A 14,152-nucleotide genomic window follows, 5' to 3' on the forward strand; every position below is an offset into this window, starting at 1 on the left:
AAAGTTAAATATTGTAACGATATATTTGGTTAATAAGATCATGCTAATCAAATGAATGAAAATCAGTCGAATAGGAGAAGTTTTTTAAAGGTGGGCTTAACTTTAAGTGCTGCTACATTGGTCGCGCCATCGGCCGCAATTGCCAATTTGCCGGCTCAGGAAGATGGGTTTAAAATTGCTGTTGGCCCCTATCTGCAAACCAATTTTAATAACTCGATGACTATTTTGTGGTTAACCAACAAGAATGCTGCAGGGTGGGTGGAGTTTGGGGAACAGGCCGATCAATTAAACCAAAAAGCATATGGAAAAGCTGAGCTGGGTTTAATGCAGGCCAACAGTATGCTTAATGCGGTAACCCTTTCCAATTTGAAACCTGGAACAAAGTACCACTATAAAATTGTTTCGAAAGAGATTAAAGACTTCCAGCCCTATAAATTAACTTATGGCGAAACAGTAAGCAGTGCTGTTGAAACATTCTTAAATGCAGATACTGATAAATCGGAGGTTTCTTTTTTAATGCTGAACGATATACACGATAGGCCTGAATCTATTCCGCACCTTTTGGGGCTGGTTCCGGATGTTAAGCAGGATTTCATTTTCTTTAATGGTGATATTTTCGATTATCAAACAGATGAAAAGCAGATTATCGATCATATGTTACAGCCCTGTGTAGATCGTTTTGCTAAGCATACACCATTTATCTACGTGCGTGGAAACCATGAAACACGGGGTAAATTTGCCCGTGAATTTGCTCAATATTACATGCATGTTGGCCACGCGGCTTTTACTTTAGGGCCGGTTCGGTTTGTAATTATCGATACTGGAGAAGATAAAGAAGATGCGCATCCGGTTTACGCAGGTATTGTAAACTTTGATGATTATCGGATTCAGCAGGCAGAGTGGCTTAAAACAGAAGTGAATTCGAAAGCATTTAAAAAAGCACCTTTCAGGATTGTGCTGATGCATATCCCACCCCGTTTTTCGGGCGATGCCCATGGTCCAAAACACTGTACTGAATTGTTTGAGCCTTTATTGAACGAGGGAAAGGTAGATTTGGTGTTGAGTGGCCATACGCACAAGTATATGGTACATCAGCCTGATAAGGCATTAAATCATTATCCTTTAATTATTGGTGGCGGGCCGCAAAAAGGCAACAGAACCATTACCAAAATAACAGCAGATAAAAATAAGGTCGTGGTAAGTATGCTCGATGATTCGGGCAAGGAAGTAGGGGCTTATACCGCTTTGAGGAAGTAACGAAGCTCCACATACCGTCATTTCGAGCGGACCCGATAGCTATCGGGTGCAACGAAGCCGAGAAATCTATCTAGAGAGCGCTTTTGAGTTAGATCTCTCCGCTTCACTGCGTTTCGGTCGAGATGACGGATGTTATTGAAGTAAAGTGCATAAAAAAAGCCCCAGAATTGGGGCTTTTTAAATATGTTTTATGAGTGCTTATGCACCTAATTGAACACGTTTGAAAGCAGATACGGTTAAACCTTTAGAAGTGTTATCTAAAAATTTACGTACATCGATTGAGCTATCTTTAACAAACTCTTGGTTTAATAAAGTACTGTCTTTGTAGAATTTATTCAATTTACCAGCAGCAATTTTCTCAACCATTTCTTCTGGTTTGCCTTCTTGACGGATAACGTCTTTAGCAATCTCGATTTCACGCTCGATAGTAGCAGGATCAACACCGTCTTTATCAACAGCAATTGGGCTCATTGCAGCAATCTGCATAGCCACATCTTTACCAGCTTCAGTAATATCTGCACCGTTAGTATTTTCGAATACTACTAAAACGCCCATTTTACCGTTAGAGTGGATATATGAAACGATTTTTTCACCAGATACGTTTGCATACTCTTGGATAACGATTTTCTCTCCGATTTTACCGGTTAATTCAGTAATAGTTTCGGCAACTGTACGTCCATCTTCTAAAGTAATTGCTGATAATTCTTCAGCAGTAGCAGGATTGTTAGCAACTGCTGCAGCTAAAACAGCCTGAGCCAAATTACGGAAATCTTCAACTTTAGAAACCGGCTCGGTTTCGCAGGCTAAAGCAACTAATTTACCATTTGTACCGTCTGCTGAAACAGCGATTGATACCAGACCTTCAGAAGTAGCATTACCAGAACGGGCTGCAGATACTTTTTGACCTTTTTTACGTAATAAATCAACAGCTGCTTCGAAATCGCCATTAGCTTCAACTAAAGCTTTTTTGCAATCCATCATACCAGCGCCAGTTTGTTGGCGTAGTTTATTTACATCTGCTGCAGAAATTTGTACTGTAGACATTTTATTTCCTTTTTAAAGTTTAAAATCTTGTTATAACAATTACAGGTTACAAGTTACAAGCGCTAAGTTAAACTCTTGTTAAGCCAACTTAAAACCTGAAACCAGTAACCTGCAATTAAAAAATATTACTATTCTTCTGTTTTAGTTTCTTCTGATGCTGACGCTTCAACTTCTGCTTCAGCAGCTTTTTTACGTCTTGGCTCTTTTGATTCAGGAGCATCAGCTGCTGCTTTAGCCGCTACTGCTTCTTTTTCTGCCTCATCATCTTTTTCGCGTTTACGCTCGTCTAAACCTTCTTCAATCGCTTTGATAATTACATCAGTAATTAAAGAGATAGATTTTGTAGCATCATCATTCGCTGGGATAGGGAAATCGATGTTAGAAGGATCAGAGTTAGTATCAACCATCGCAAAAGTAGGGATGTTTAATTTTAACGCTTCAGTTACCGCAATGTGCTCTTTCTTAACATCAATTAAGAATAAAGCTGCAGGTAAACGGTTTAAATCAGCAATACCACCTAAAAGTGATTCTAATTTAATACGCTCACGTTGGATCATTAAACGCTCTTTTTTCGAAAGGATAGCATAAGTACCGTCTTTAGTCATTTTATCGATGTTAGACATCTTTTTGATTGACTTACGAACAGTAGCAAAGTTGGTTAACATACCACCTAACCAACGCTCGGTTACGAAAGGCATATTTACTTTCTTAGCTTGTTCAGCTACGATTCCTTTAGCTTGTTTTTTTGTTGATACAAATAAAACTTTACGTCCTGATTTTACGATTTGTTTAATCGCAGCCGCAGCTTCTTCAGTTTTAGTTAAGGTTTTATTTAAATCTATAATGTGGATTCCGTTACGCTCCATGAAAATGTAAGGAGCCATTTTTGGATTCCATTTACGGGTAAGGTGACCAAAGTGTACACCTGCATCCAATAAGTCTTGATAAGTTGTTCTTGCCATTGTCTTTGCCTCCTGTGATTAACGTTTACTGAATTGGAATTTCTTACGAGCTTTAGCACGTCCTGGTTTCTTACGCTCAACCATACGCATATCACGCGTCATTAGGCCTTTAGCACGTAATGCAGGTTTTTTCTCCGCATCTAGTTCAACAATCGCTTTAGCAATAGCTAAACGAACAGCTTCTGCTTGTCCTTTTACTCCACCGCCTTGAACGTTTACAGTGATATCATAACGACCTACAAGCTCAGAAACTTCTAAACTCTGGTTTACGATATATTGCAAAGGTAAAGTTGGGAAATATACTTTGTGATCTTTACCGTTAACGGTAATTGCGCCAGCACCATCTTTTAAGTAGATACGTGCAACAGCTGTTTTTCTTCTTCCTGAAGTGTTAGTAACTGACATTTCTTAAAGTTTAATGGTTTTTGGAGATTGAGCTGCATGAGGGTGTTTGTCACCAGCATACACAAAAAGATTGGTGTATAATTTTTTACCCAATTTAGTTTTCGGTAACATACCACGTACCGCTTTCTCGATTACACGTTGAGGGTGTTTCGCCATTAACTCTTTTGGAGAGATAAAACGTTGACCACCTGGATAACCAGTATAAGAAACATATTGCTTTTCGCTGAATTTGTTTCCTGTCAATTTAACCTTGTCTGCATTGATAACAATCACGTTATCGCCGCAATCTACGTGTGGGGTGTACTCAGGCTTGTTTTTACCACGGATGATCATAGCGATCTTCGATGACAAGCGCCCCAAAATCTCGCCTTGCGCATCAACAACAATCCACTGTTTGTTAACAGTTTTCGCATTGGCCGAGACAGTTTTGTAACTTAACGTATTCACTTGCTTGTATTTAATTTATTAAACAATTTATTATTCCCATTAAATTTGGGACTGCAAAGATAGATAGAATACTTTTATTATCAAATAGTTGGAGAGAAAATTTTTGATATAAAAATATCGTCATTACAAAGGGCGCAGCATTTTGGGCCCTAATTATTTTTTTTTTGGAAAGCAGGCCTGTAGTCTTCGGGCTTTACGCTAAATATTTAAATACTTTTGAAATTGTGAAATAAAGCCAATGCAGATTCAAAAGGACACCAATACAATCCCATTTAGGCAATTTGAGTAAAGCGCTACAATTAACGGTTAATTATAGATTTACAATTTATTTTGTGGTCAAAATTTGTTCCTCAAAGATTTTATAGGTTTCAAAGCATAAAATCACAGATCATCAGGCATATAACCCATTCTTTTCCTTGGTCCAGTTTTCTTATCGATCAGCTTATCGAGATAGTTAAAAACCAGTTCGATGTTTTTATCCTGATTGTTTACTTTTTGTTTGATTTCCTCAACTTCGAGTTTAAGCTCACCGTTATCGAGAATAAACTGGCGGATGCGGGAGAAGACCCGAACAATCTGAATATTGACCTGTATGGCTTGTTTACTGTTTAAAACGCTCGAAAGCATCAGTATCCCATGTTCAGTGAAAACAAATGGAAGTTTTCTTCTTCCGCCCCAACTTGAAGTCGCAAATTGCGACTTCAAGTTTAACCACTCTTCATCAGAGAGTTGAAACATGAAATCTTCCGGAAATCTATCAGGATTTCTACCAACTTGCTCGTTGAGGCGTTTAGTTTCTACATCATAAAGCTCAGCCAGATCGCTATCAAGCATCACTTTAAGGCCTCTTAGCTCGTAAATTTTATTAACTACAACATTGTCAGGGATGATAGGAAGCATTTGTTTAGCTGTCATATCATTTTGGATTTGATTTGAAGATACTAAATAAGATGGATCTATACCAACATTGAATCTATAATTTTTTCAATCTTTTCTTCGCGTTCTTTATAGGTACCGTTGATCAGGATATAATGCATACCACGCTTTTCGAGTTCTGCTTTAAATAAATTGAACATTTCTAAACGCCTGTCGCCAAAATCGCGGAGATGGTCGGCTACCCATTCCACATCAATATCCATCAGGAAATATAAATCGTACTTGATCTCGTTTTCAAGATCGTTAAGCAGATCGGGAACTTCATTTAAATAGTATTGCGCATATATTTTTGTGGTGATTAAATCGGTATCACAAAAAACAATTTTATTGGCGATGATCGTTTTTTCTTTTATCCGCTCCGTTTGTGCCTTCCCGATTCTGATAATGTCATCCACAGAAATATCATTAGAGGTAATTAACTCGCGTGCAACTTCGGGAACAAAAACGGTGTTGTAATGTAGGGCCATTTTTTCGGCCATGGTGGATTTGCCGGTGCTTTCTGGTCCGTAGATACAGATTTTCTTTACAAAATACGGGCGGACTTCAACCGGAATAAATTCCCAATATTGAAATGGGTTATTTCTGATCAGTGTTGCAGAAACGGGTGTGTATTTTCTGGGTTCATCAAAGAGGATATGCTCGGCCTGTAAATTAATGGCGAAAGGGTCTCCATAAAATTCTGAACTGAAAAGGACATCGATTTTTGGATAAACCTCGCGCATCCTTATGGCCCAAATCTTTGTCCGTTCATCCAATGGGAGGGTTTCATCATCAAAATCATCAGGAATAATTGCAGGTTTGATATTTGGTTGGTTTTTAAAAATGCATTTGATCCATTCGAAACGCAAAACCGGATCAATTTTATCACTGGGCGTAAAACTCATAGAAACAATCAGTTCGTCGCAATGTGCCGCAGCAAAATGAATCAGCGCGATGTGCCCATTATGGATCGGCATAAATTTACCAATTACTAAACCTCTTTTCATGCTGTTTCGGCGTAGCTTCTATATTCTTTTATCCAATGCCAAAGTGCGAAGGCCGCGATAATGGTAAAAACTAAATATTCTACCCCCATAAATTTAATGCCTTTTAAAAAATATAGGTAAGTAGCCACAACATCGATAATTAACCAGATAATCCAACATTCTACCCTTTTCTGTATCATTAAAAATGTGGTGATTACGCTCATCACAAAAATAAACGAATCTACAAAGGGATAAGCGCTTGGAAGGCTAAACAGGAAGGGCAGCCAATTGTGCAGCTGACTGGCCAAAGTACCCATCAATAATGTTCCAACAACGCCGATAACCAGTAACATTAAAAACTGTTTTACCGGCATAAAGCTGATTTTGAGTTCTTTGTTTTTATCTTCTTCTTCAGGCTTTGGGTTGGTCCATCGCCACCAGCCCATAATGTTGGTTATAAAAAAGAAAACCATTAAAAACATATCGGGATAAAGCTGATTTTGATAATACAAAAAGGCCGATAGAAATACATTTACAATACCTGCAGGCCAGCTCCAAACACTGGCTTTCGCTGAAAGAATAACCGAAATAATCCCTGTAATTACTGCAGAAAATTCCAGATAACTCATTTTATAGCCAAGAATGGTAAAAAATATACTGTGGGCATCAAAAAAATCCATACGCAAATGTTGTTTTCAAATTCAAAACCCTAAAGTATATAATTTATCGTTGTGCTGCGGTTTCTGGGTGCAGAAACAAAATGGGAATAACCGTGTTAATAAATTATCTAGTAACCTTTCGGGTCTTATTTGTTAACCACCAAATTTCTTGTATGCAGTTTCTCGACCAGCTTTTCGGTTATCCAATTCCTTTGTTTTTTAAGAACCTCATTATTGGTTTAATTGCAGTGTTGTTGGGCGTTCTTATCAAATTTATCATCCATAAAACTTTTATCCTGCTTTCACGCTGGTGGGATTTCATCATTATAAAATCGACCATTAAACATCTAAGAAGGCCTGTTGCGGTTTTTATTCCACTGTTATTGCTGAATTTTTCTTTAACCTTGATGGAAATGTCACCTGCAATCAGGTTGCCGGTTACAAAAGCATTGGAAATGGCCTTAACCATTACATTTGCCCTGATATTGATCAGGTTAATCAATGTTTTAGAAGATTATTTTTATCTAAAATACGACCTAAACAAAGAAAACAATCTTAAAGAACGCAAGATCAGAACACAGTTGCAGTTTGTTAGGAAATTCATTGTTTCGCTTATTATTTTGATTACAGCCGCAATTATTTTATTGAGTTTTGAAAGCATGCGTAAAATAGGGGCAGGATTGCTTACTGGTGTTGGTATTGGAGGAATTATTATTGGTTTTGCTGCACAAAAATCATTGGGTAATCTACTCGCCGGTTTCCAGATTGCTTTTACGCAGCCTATCCGTATTGATGATGTTTTAATAGTTGAAGGGGAATGGGGGAAGGTAGAAGAGATTACCTTAACTTATGTGGTGGTTAACATCTGGGATCAACGCAGGTTAATTTTGCCAATCACCTATTTTATTGAAAAACCCTTTCAGAATTGGACCCGGGTATCGGCTGATCTGTTGGGTACAGTTTTTCTTTACCTGGATTATACTATCCCGGTAGCCCCATTACGGGAGGAAATGTCGAGGTTGTTAAATGCAAACCCACTTTGGGATAAAAGGGTAAATGTTGTTCAGGTTACCGACAGCACGAAAGATGGCGCAATCGAAGTACGTTTCTTAATGAGTGCTTCTAATTCTTCGAGGGCTTTCGATTTAAGGTGCTACGTAAGAGAAGCGATGATTACATTTATCCAGAATAATTTCAGCGAAAGTTTGCCGAAGAAAAGGCTGGAGTTTAGGGATATGGGAAAATCGTAGAAAACGCTTTTATCGGTCTGTGGAGACACAGACCTGGGTAAAAAAGATATGGAAAAATTGTAACAGGAAAGAACCCGTCATTTCGACCGTAGCGGAGAAATCTATAGATGGATTATTATAGATTTCTCGACTGCATTGCACCCGATAGCTATCGGGTACGCTCGAAATGACGATCCCTTTTAATGACGATCCTTTTATTAACTGATTGATTATTTGAACATACCTTTCAGCTTGGCTAATTTTTCCTGCAGATCACCATCAGCGTCTTTAGGTTCATTACGGGGCTTAAAGTTTTGTTTATTGTTCGGTTTATAGTCTTGCTTCGGTTTCTGCTCTTTAGGCTTCTGACTGCGGACTTCCGACTTCGGACTAACCTCAGTTTTCATTGATAGCGAGATCCTTTTGCGTGCAACATCAACATCCATTACAGTAACTTCTACTTTTTGATGTACCTTAACAATATCGTTAGGGTTTGCTACATACCTGTTTGCCAATTGGCTGGTGTGTACCAATCCGTCCTGGTGAACACCGATATCAACAAAGGCACCAAAATTGGTGATGTTGGTTACAATCCCAGGCAGTTTCATGCCGGTTCTTAAATCTGCAATTTCATTAACCCCATCGGTAAAGCTAAAGGCCTCAAACTGCTCGCGTGGATCGCGGCCAGGTTTGGCAAGTTCTTTTAATATATCGTTCAGTGTTGGTAAACCGATTTCATCCGATACATATTGTTGTGGCTTAATCTGTTTTTGCAACTGTGTATCTTTCATCAAGGCAGAAACCGTAGTGCCTAGGTCTTTAGCCATTTTATCAACCACAGCATAACGCTCAGGGTGTACACCACTGGTATCCAATACGTTTTCTGCATTGCGGATGCGTAAGAAACCCGCAGCCTGCTCATAAGCCTTATCGCCCAAACGAGGAACCTTTTTCAAGCTTTCGCGGTTTTTAAACGCACCATTTGTATTTCTGTAATCAACAATGTTCTGGGCCAATGTTGGTCCTAAGCCAGATACGTAGGCTAAAATCTGTTTTGATGCCGTATTTAACTCTACACCCACAGCATTTACGGCACTGATAACTGTATCATCTAAACTGGCCTGTAATTTATGTTGATCAACATCGTGCTGATACTGGCCAACGCCAATAGATTTCGGGTCGATTTTTACCAGTTCGGCCAATGGATCCATTAAACGGCGGCCAATTGAAACCGCACCACGAACGGTAATATCTTGTGTAGGAAACTCTTCACGGGCAACTTCCGAAGCCGAGTAAATCGAGGCACCACTTTCATTCACCATTACAATGGTAATGTGCGGCAAGTTTAATCCGCGTACAAAAGCTTCAGTTTCCCTACCAGCTGTACCGTTACCAATAGCAATGGCTTCGATATGGTGTTTTTCACAGAGCTGTTGGATGGTGAATTCGGCATTTTTTACATTTCCCTGCCCAGTATGTGGATAAATGGCTGTGTTTTCTAACAGCTGCCCTTGTTTATCCAAGCAAACTACTTTACAGCCAGTCCGGAAACCTGGATCGATGGCCAGTACATTTTTCTGCCCCATTGGTGCAGCCAACAATAACTGGCGTGCATTTTCTGCAAAAACGCGGATCGCTTCTTCATCTGCTCTTTGTTTGGTTAACACACGGAGTTCGGTTTCCATTGCTGGTTCCAGCAAACGTTTATAACCATCTTCTAAAGCCTGTTGAACTTGTTTTGAAGCAGCGTTATGGCCCAAAATAAATTGGTTTTCTAAAATAGCAAGGGCATCTTCGGCTGGAGGCAGTGCATCTAAGCGTAGAATTAATTCTTTCTCGCCACGGCGCATGGCCAAAACACGGTGTGAGGCAGCGGTTTTAACAGGCTCATTCCATTCAAAATAATCTTTGTACTTAATGCCTTCTTCTTCTTTCCCTTTAATTACTTCTGATTTAAAAGCAGCTTTCTCTTGAAAGTATGTTCGCATTTTTGTACGGGCCTCGGCATTTTCTGAAATCATTTCGGCAATGATATCGCGGGCTCCGGCCAAAGCCTCTTCAAGCGAATTTACGCCTTTTTCTGCATCAATAAATTTATCGGCCGTTGTATCTAGATCGAAACTGTTCTGATCGAAGATTTGAAGGGCCAAAGGCTCTAAACCTTTTTCCTTTGCAACCGATGCGCGTGTTTTACGTTTCGGTTTATAAGGAAGGTAAATATCTTCCAGCAGCGAAATGGTTTCTGCTTCATTAAGCTGTTTTTCGAGTTCGGGTGTTAGCTTACCTAGTTCGGTCATGGATTTCAGGATCGCTTCGCGGCGTTTATCCAGATCGCGCAATTGCAGTACCCTATCGCGGATGGCTGCAACCTCAACCTCATCTAAACTCCCGGTTGCTTCTTTACGGTAACGGGAGATAAAAGGTACTGTTGCACCTTCATCCAAAAGGCTTATGGTTGCGGTTACTTGTTTTTCTGCAACTTTTAATTCGGCTGCAATTATTTTATGGTGGGTTAACATATCCTAAAATTAAAAGACCAAAGCTAATTAGGATTTTTAAGAATAAAGGATTTTTAGCATGAAGTTTTCCACCGAAATGTGTGAGTAAATTCTTTAGAAATTAAGGGCGGAGGGCCTGAAAGCGCAGTTATTTCTTTCTCTTAGTCTTCTCCATATCGCGTTCAGCTTTGAATTTGGTAATTCTGGTAATCAGATCTAAAGGCATTGGTTTATCAATAGGAAATTGCACGGCGCCTTTACTCCATTTGTAATCACCAAATTCAGCCGAGAAGGCTTCGATACCCGAACCGGTAGGGTAAAAGCCAATGTGTTTGGCGTAACCGGCAAAATAAACGAGCACCCCATTTTGTTTAAAGGCCGGCATCCCATAGCTGATTACTTCTTTGGCTTCGGGTACGGCAAGGTGTATGGTTTCGCGTACCTGTTGCAGTATTTTTTGTGTTGCTACAGGGAAATCTGCAATATATTCGTCGATATTTTGTGCTTTTGGTTGTTCCATAACATTATAGGTCTTGTTATGAATTTACGAAAAAACTGGAATAAACTACTCGCTGATCACGATATCATATTTCTGTAAAAGGCCTGCAATTCCTGATTTAGAAAACCTGGCCTTTTTAATCCTGTTGTTATCGGGATCTATTGAATAATTGTAAGCTGTTCTAAAATCTGCTTTTTCAAGGATTGTTCGGTCGAATGTTGCACTCAATAAATCGCAATTGTCGAAAAGCGCGTTGCCCAGATCAGTTTCCGAAAAATCTACTTCGTGCAATTGTGAGTTTTTAAAAGCTGTTTTCTTCAGCTTCAGTTTGTAAAAGGAAGAGTGGTCTAATTTACAGTGGTCAAAACTAAATGCCAACCCGAAATCGTTGCAGTTTTCGAATCTTAAGCCAAGCATTTTACATCCGTTAAAATCGATGTCGTTAAAGGAAGTTTTGGAAATATTGGTTAAACTGAGGTTACAGGCGCTAAACCCACAATCTAAAAATTTAATTCCGCTGAGGTCTGAGCCAGAGAAATCGCAGTTGATGAATTTGCAGTTTTCATATTCTACTTTTGGGAGTGCGCGTAGCGTAAAATCGGCTTTTTCGAAGGTTTGATCGGCAATGTATTCAGGCATGATATTCTGATATTGGATATAGTTATTGATAAAATTTATTTATTGCATCATACAATGGCTTAATGTCATGGCCCTGGTTTAAGTTATTATAAAGTTCATTGTTGATCGATTTTTCGTGAACAATACCATCCTGAATTTTGAGAAGATAAGGAAAGCCTACCTGATTTTGGATACGATACAAAATTGTGGAGGCAAGTCTATCCGAATATTCTGATTTTGGAGTTTTCCCATCAAGAAAAATCAATTTTACATCTTTGGGCAAAGTTGGTATAACCTGTTTCTCTATAAATTCCTGTACGTGTCTTCTATTATTATAACAAAAGAGTTTATGTCCATCAATTTGCCGAAGGTAGTCTATGTATAATTTGTCTGTTTTCTTTTGTTTGAAATAACAGTTGATATTATCAATAAGAACAAATGGCAAGAAAAACAAAAGAAAAAGCAAAACAATCGGAATGATGATTACAATTGTTAGAATATCATTAATTTTTTCGCGCATTTGATTACTATATTATTCAATATTATCCTTAAATACAATTTTAAATATAGTGCTCATACCTGAAAGCTTTAAAAACAGACATAAAAAATCCCCCAAATTGCTTTGGAGGATTCTATGATTTTATGAGATTCTTTGCTATGCCCAGAATGACAATTTATTTTTTAACGTACATTACTTCTTTTACCGCTTTAACTACACGCTCGGCATTTGGTAAGCTGGCTGCAATTAGGGTTGGTGAGTATGGAAGTGGAACATCGGCACAAGTGATTCGTAAAACCGGTGCATCTAAATAATCGAATGCCTGTTTTTGTACCATGAAAGCAATCTCTCCAGAAAGAGATGCTAAAGGCCAAGCTTCTTCTACTACCACCAAACGGTTTGTTTTCTTAACCGAAGCAATAATGGTATCGTAATCGATAGGACGGACTGTGCGTAAATCGATCACTTCTACATTGATTCCTTCTTTTGTTAATTCTTCTACCGCAGGGTTTACCACGCGTGTTAACATTTTACCAAAAGTTACGATAGTTACATCGGTACCTTCTTTGGTTACTTTAGCTTTACCAAGTTCGATATAGTATTCTTCAGCAGGAACATCGCCCTTATCGCCGTACATTACTTCCGATTCCATGAAAATAACTGGATCTGGATCGATAATCGATTGCTTTAATAATCCTTTCGCATCATAAGGAGTAGCCGGAACTACTACTTTTAAGCCTGGTGTATTTGCGAACCAGTTTTCGAAGTTTTGAGAGTGTTGTGCACCTAATTGGCCTGCGTTACCTGTTGGACCACGAAAAACCATTGGGCATGAGAACTGACCACCACTCATCGATAAGATTTTAGCTGCTCCGTTGATAATCTGATCGATTGCAACTAAAGAGAAGTTAAATGTCATGAACTCTACAATTGGAACCAGGCCAGCTGTTGCGGCACCAGTTGCAATACCTGCGAAACCTAATTCGGCAATAGGGGTATCGATAATACGTTTTGCACCAAATTCATCAAGCATACCTTGACTTACTTTGTATGCACCGTTATATTCTGCTACTTCTTCACCTAATAAAAAAACGCGGTCATCTTTACGCATTTCTTCGCTCATGGCTTCGCGCAGTGCTTCTCTAAATTGGATTTCTCTCATTGTAAATTTTAATAACGGTGGCAAATATAATTATTAATCGCGTTGAAACCAAAGGCAATAATATGTGTGTTTTGTAATAATTGTGGTTGATTATGGCGGTTTTTATGCTTGATTTTTACTTATTGGGAATAAGGGAAATATAATTGTGCTTTTGTGTTGATAAAAGTTGGTATTGTATCAAAGTTTAACCATTTATCGAAATATTTTTTTTGAAATTAGATGGTGAGAAATAAAAGTATATTGATTTTAATGATTTGGATTTAATAATCCATATATCTCGCTATCAAGAAACTGGCCTCTGAAATAATAATCTTCTTTAAAAAGAGCCTCTTTTACAAAGCCGTGGTTTTTAGATTAAAGATTTTCTAAATCATTAAGATCCTTTGCCCGTGCTGCTGATTTTTTTGCAAGCATCAGATCATTATAATTTATAGTTCTTATTTTTAAACCATCTTCTTCAAAGAAAACTGAATTTGTATAGCATTCTTCAAAACTTAATCCTTTAACAATAATCATTAAATCAATTGAAACCGGTGGTCTTCCGAAACTAAAAACTTCCCAATCCGGATGATGGAGAAAGTTTTCTTTGGTCATGTCAAATACAGGCATGCCAAATTGAAAAAAAGCATGAAATATCTTACTATAATTTTCCTCTGATCTCTCCACCCAAATATCCATGTCACCTGTTGTTCGGGAGTATCCGTGGAGTATTACGGAATATCCACCAACCAGAATATATTTTACGCCTGATTATTTAGGGCTTGGATGAACTCGCGGAAATCATCATTGAAAATATTTCCCATTATTTTCTGCTTCGAGCCGAAAATATGGTTTTATCCATTCTTGGGGGATTATTCTCGGGGTAATTGAAAGCTACGCTATTTAAGTAATTCACAATTTTTAAGCGTTCTTGCCATGAGAGATTTTGATAATAAATCCGATCCTTTTTACTGGCTTCTGTTGCTTTTTGTG

15 protein-coding genes are annotated in these 14,152 nt (G+C 38.4%); 2 read left to right on the top strand and 13 right to left on the bottom strand.

Annotated elements, in window-relative coordinates; translation table 11 throughout:
- Positions 1-51 precede the first annotated feature (51 nt).
- Positions 52-1,257, top strand: coding sequence for a metallophosphoesterase (locus ACS5PU_RS21915; protein ID WP_439461303.1), 1,206 nt, complete (start codon positions 52-54; stop codon positions 1,255-1,257).
- Between the two features lie 198 nt (positions 1,258-1,455).
- On the opposite strand, the gene tsf is transcribed toward ACS5PU_RS21915, so the two are convergent.
- From tsf to pnuC, 7 genes are all read right to left on the bottom strand, one after another.
- The gene (tsf, locus tag ACS5PU_RS21920) at positions 1,456-2,301 is read right to left on the bottom strand and encodes a translation elongation factor Ts (protein WP_293307494.1); all 846 of its coding nucleotides are present in this window, start codon (positions 2,299-2,301) and stop codon (positions 1,456-1,458) included.
- A 128-nt stretch (positions 2,302-2,429) separates the two neighbouring features.
- Positions 2,430-3,263, bottom strand: coding sequence for a 30S ribosomal protein S2 (rpsB, locus tag ACS5PU_RS21925; RefSeq protein WP_113947542.1), 834 nt, complete (start codon positions 3,261-3,263; stop codon positions 2,430-2,432).
- An 18-nt stretch (positions 3,264-3,281) separates the two neighbouring features.
- The gene (gene rpsI / locus ACS5PU_RS21930) at positions 3,282-3,668 is read right to left on the bottom strand and encodes a 30S ribosomal protein S9 (protein ID WP_029279076.1); all 387 of its coding nucleotides are present in this window, start codon (positions 3,666-3,668) and stop codon (positions 3,282-3,284) included.
- Between the two features lie 3 nt (positions 3,669-3,671).
- Positions 3,672-4,115 (bottom strand): 50S ribosomal protein L13, encoded by a 444-nt coding sequence (gene rplM, locus ACS5PU_RS21935; RefSeq protein WP_115402292.1) that lies wholly within the window; start codon positions 4,113-4,115, stop codon positions 3,672-3,674.
- 381 nt (positions 4,116-4,496) lie between these two features.
- A complete protein-coding gene (locus ACS5PU_RS21940) occupies positions 4,497-5,030 on the bottom strand; it encodes an ORF6N domain-containing protein (protein ID WP_439461304.1) in 534 nt (177 codons plus the stop codon).
- Positions 5,031-5,071: 41 nt separating this feature from the next.
- Positions 5,072-6,037, bottom strand: a complete 966-nt coding sequence (locus tag ACS5PU_RS21945) for an AAA family ATPase (protein WP_439461305.1) — start codon at positions 6,035-6,037, stop codon at positions 5,072-5,074.
- Entirely contained in the window at positions 6,034-6,696 is a 663-nt protein-coding gene (pnuC, locus tag ACS5PU_RS21950) for a nicotinamide riboside transporter PnuC (protein ID WP_439461306.1), read from the bottom strand. Before pnuC ends, ACS5PU_RS21945 begins: the two co-directional genes overlap by 4 nt.
- Positions 6,697-6,848: 152 nt before the next feature.
- Between pnuC and ACS5PU_RS21955 the strand changes: the two genes are divergently transcribed.
- A complete protein-coding gene (locus tag ACS5PU_RS21955; protein ID WP_439461307.1) occupies positions 6,849-7,925 on the top strand; it encodes a mechanosensitive ion channel family protein in 1,077 nt (358 codons plus the stop codon).
- 209 nt (positions 7,926-8,134) lie between these two features.
- Here the strand turns inward: ACS5PU_RS21955 and ACS5PU_RS21960 are convergent, their stop codons facing one another.
- The 6 genes from ACS5PU_RS21960 to ACS5PU_RS21985 form a co-directional block, all read right to left on the bottom strand.
- Positions 8,135-10,423, bottom strand: a complete 2,289-nt coding sequence (locus ACS5PU_RS21960; protein ID WP_439461308.1) for a Tex family protein — start codon at positions 10,421-10,423, stop codon at positions 8,135-8,137.
- 127 nt (positions 10,424-10,550) lie between these two features.
- A complete protein-coding gene (locus ACS5PU_RS21965) occupies positions 10,551-10,922 on the bottom strand; it encodes an iron chaperone (RefSeq protein WP_439461309.1) in 372 nt (123 codons plus the stop codon).
- A gap of 45 nt (positions 10,923-10,967) precedes the next feature.
- Positions 10,968-11,540, bottom strand: coding sequence for a pentapeptide repeat-containing protein (locus ACS5PU_RS21970; RefSeq protein ID WP_439461310.1), 573 nt, complete (start codon positions 11,538-11,540; stop codon positions 10,968-10,970).
- A 22-nt stretch (positions 11,541-11,562) separates the two neighbouring features.
- Positions 11,563-12,039: a hypothetical protein gene (locus ACS5PU_RS21975; protein ID WP_439461311.1), complete on the bottom strand. Its 477-nt coding sequence runs from the start codon at positions 12,037-12,039 to the stop codon at positions 11,563-11,565.
- A 154-nt stretch (positions 12,040-12,193) separates the two neighbouring features.
- Positions 12,194-13,180: a pyruvate dehydrogenase complex E1 component subunit beta gene (locus ACS5PU_RS21980; RefSeq protein ID WP_439461312.1), complete on the bottom strand. Its 987-nt coding sequence runs from the start codon at positions 13,178-13,180 to the stop codon at positions 12,194-12,196.
- A gap of 354 nt (positions 13,181-13,534) precedes the next feature.
- Entirely contained in the window at positions 13,535-13,915 is a 381-nt protein-coding gene (locus ACS5PU_RS21985) for a hypothetical protein (RefSeq protein WP_439461436.1), read from the bottom strand.
- Positions 13,916-14,152 lie beyond the last annotated feature (237 nt).

Source organism: Pedobacter sp. GSP4 (assembly GCF_051857575.1).
Lineage (GTDB): Bacteria > Bacteroidota > Bacteroidia > Sphingobacteriales > Sphingobacteriaceae > Pedobacter.

Bases quoted from the DNA above. Each gene is read 5' to 3' on its own strand.
- ACS5PU_RS21915 (WP_439461303.1), top strand. From the start codon at position 52: ATGAATGAAAATCAGTCGAATAGGAGAAGTTTTTTAAAGGTGGGCTTA.
- rpsB (WP_113947542.1), bottom strand. From the start codon at position 3,263: ATGGCAAGAACAACTTATCAAGACTTATTGGATGCAGGTGTACACTTT.
- rpsI (WP_029279076.1), bottom strand. From the start codon at position 3,668: ATGTCAGTTACTAACACTTCAGGAAGAAGAAAAACAGCTGTTGCACGT.
- ACS5PU_RS21965 (WP_439461309.1), bottom strand. From the start codon at position 10,922: ATGGAACAACCAAAAGCACAAAATATCGACGAATATATTGCAGATTTC.
- tsf (WP_293307494.1), bottom strand. From the start codon at position 2,301: ATGTCTACAGTACAAATTTCTGCAGCAGATGTAAATAAACTACGCCAA.
- ACS5PU_RS21980 (WP_439461312.1), bottom strand. From the start codon at position 13,180: ATGAGAGAAATCCAATTTAGAGAAGCACTGCGCGAAGCCATGAGCGAA.
- pnuC (WP_439461306.1), bottom strand. From the start codon at position 6,696: ATGGATTTTTTTGATGCCCACAGTATATTTTTTACCATTCTTGGCTAT.
- ACS5PU_RS21940 (WP_439461304.1), bottom strand. From the start codon at position 5,030: ATGACAGCTAAACAAATGCTTCCTATCATCCCTGACAATGTTGTAGTT.
- ACS5PU_RS21975 (WP_439461311.1), bottom strand. From the start codon at position 12,039: ATGCGCGAAAAAATTAATGATATTCTAACAATTGTAATCATCATTCCG.
- ACS5PU_RS21970 (WP_439461310.1), bottom strand. From the start codon at position 11,540: ATGCCTGAATACATTGCCGATCAAACCTTCGAAAAAGCCGATTTTACG.
- ACS5PU_RS21955 (WP_439461307.1), top strand. From the start codon at position 6,849: ATGCAGTTTCTCGACCAGCTTTTCGGTTATCCAATTCCTTTGTTTTTT.
- ACS5PU_RS21945 (WP_439461305.1), bottom strand. From the start codon at position 6,037: ATGAAAAGAGGTTTAGTAATTGGTAAATTTATGCCGATCCATAATGGG.
- ACS5PU_RS21960 (WP_439461308.1), bottom strand. From the start codon at position 10,423: ATGTTAACCCACCATAAAATAATTGCAGCCGAATTAAAAGTTGCAGAA.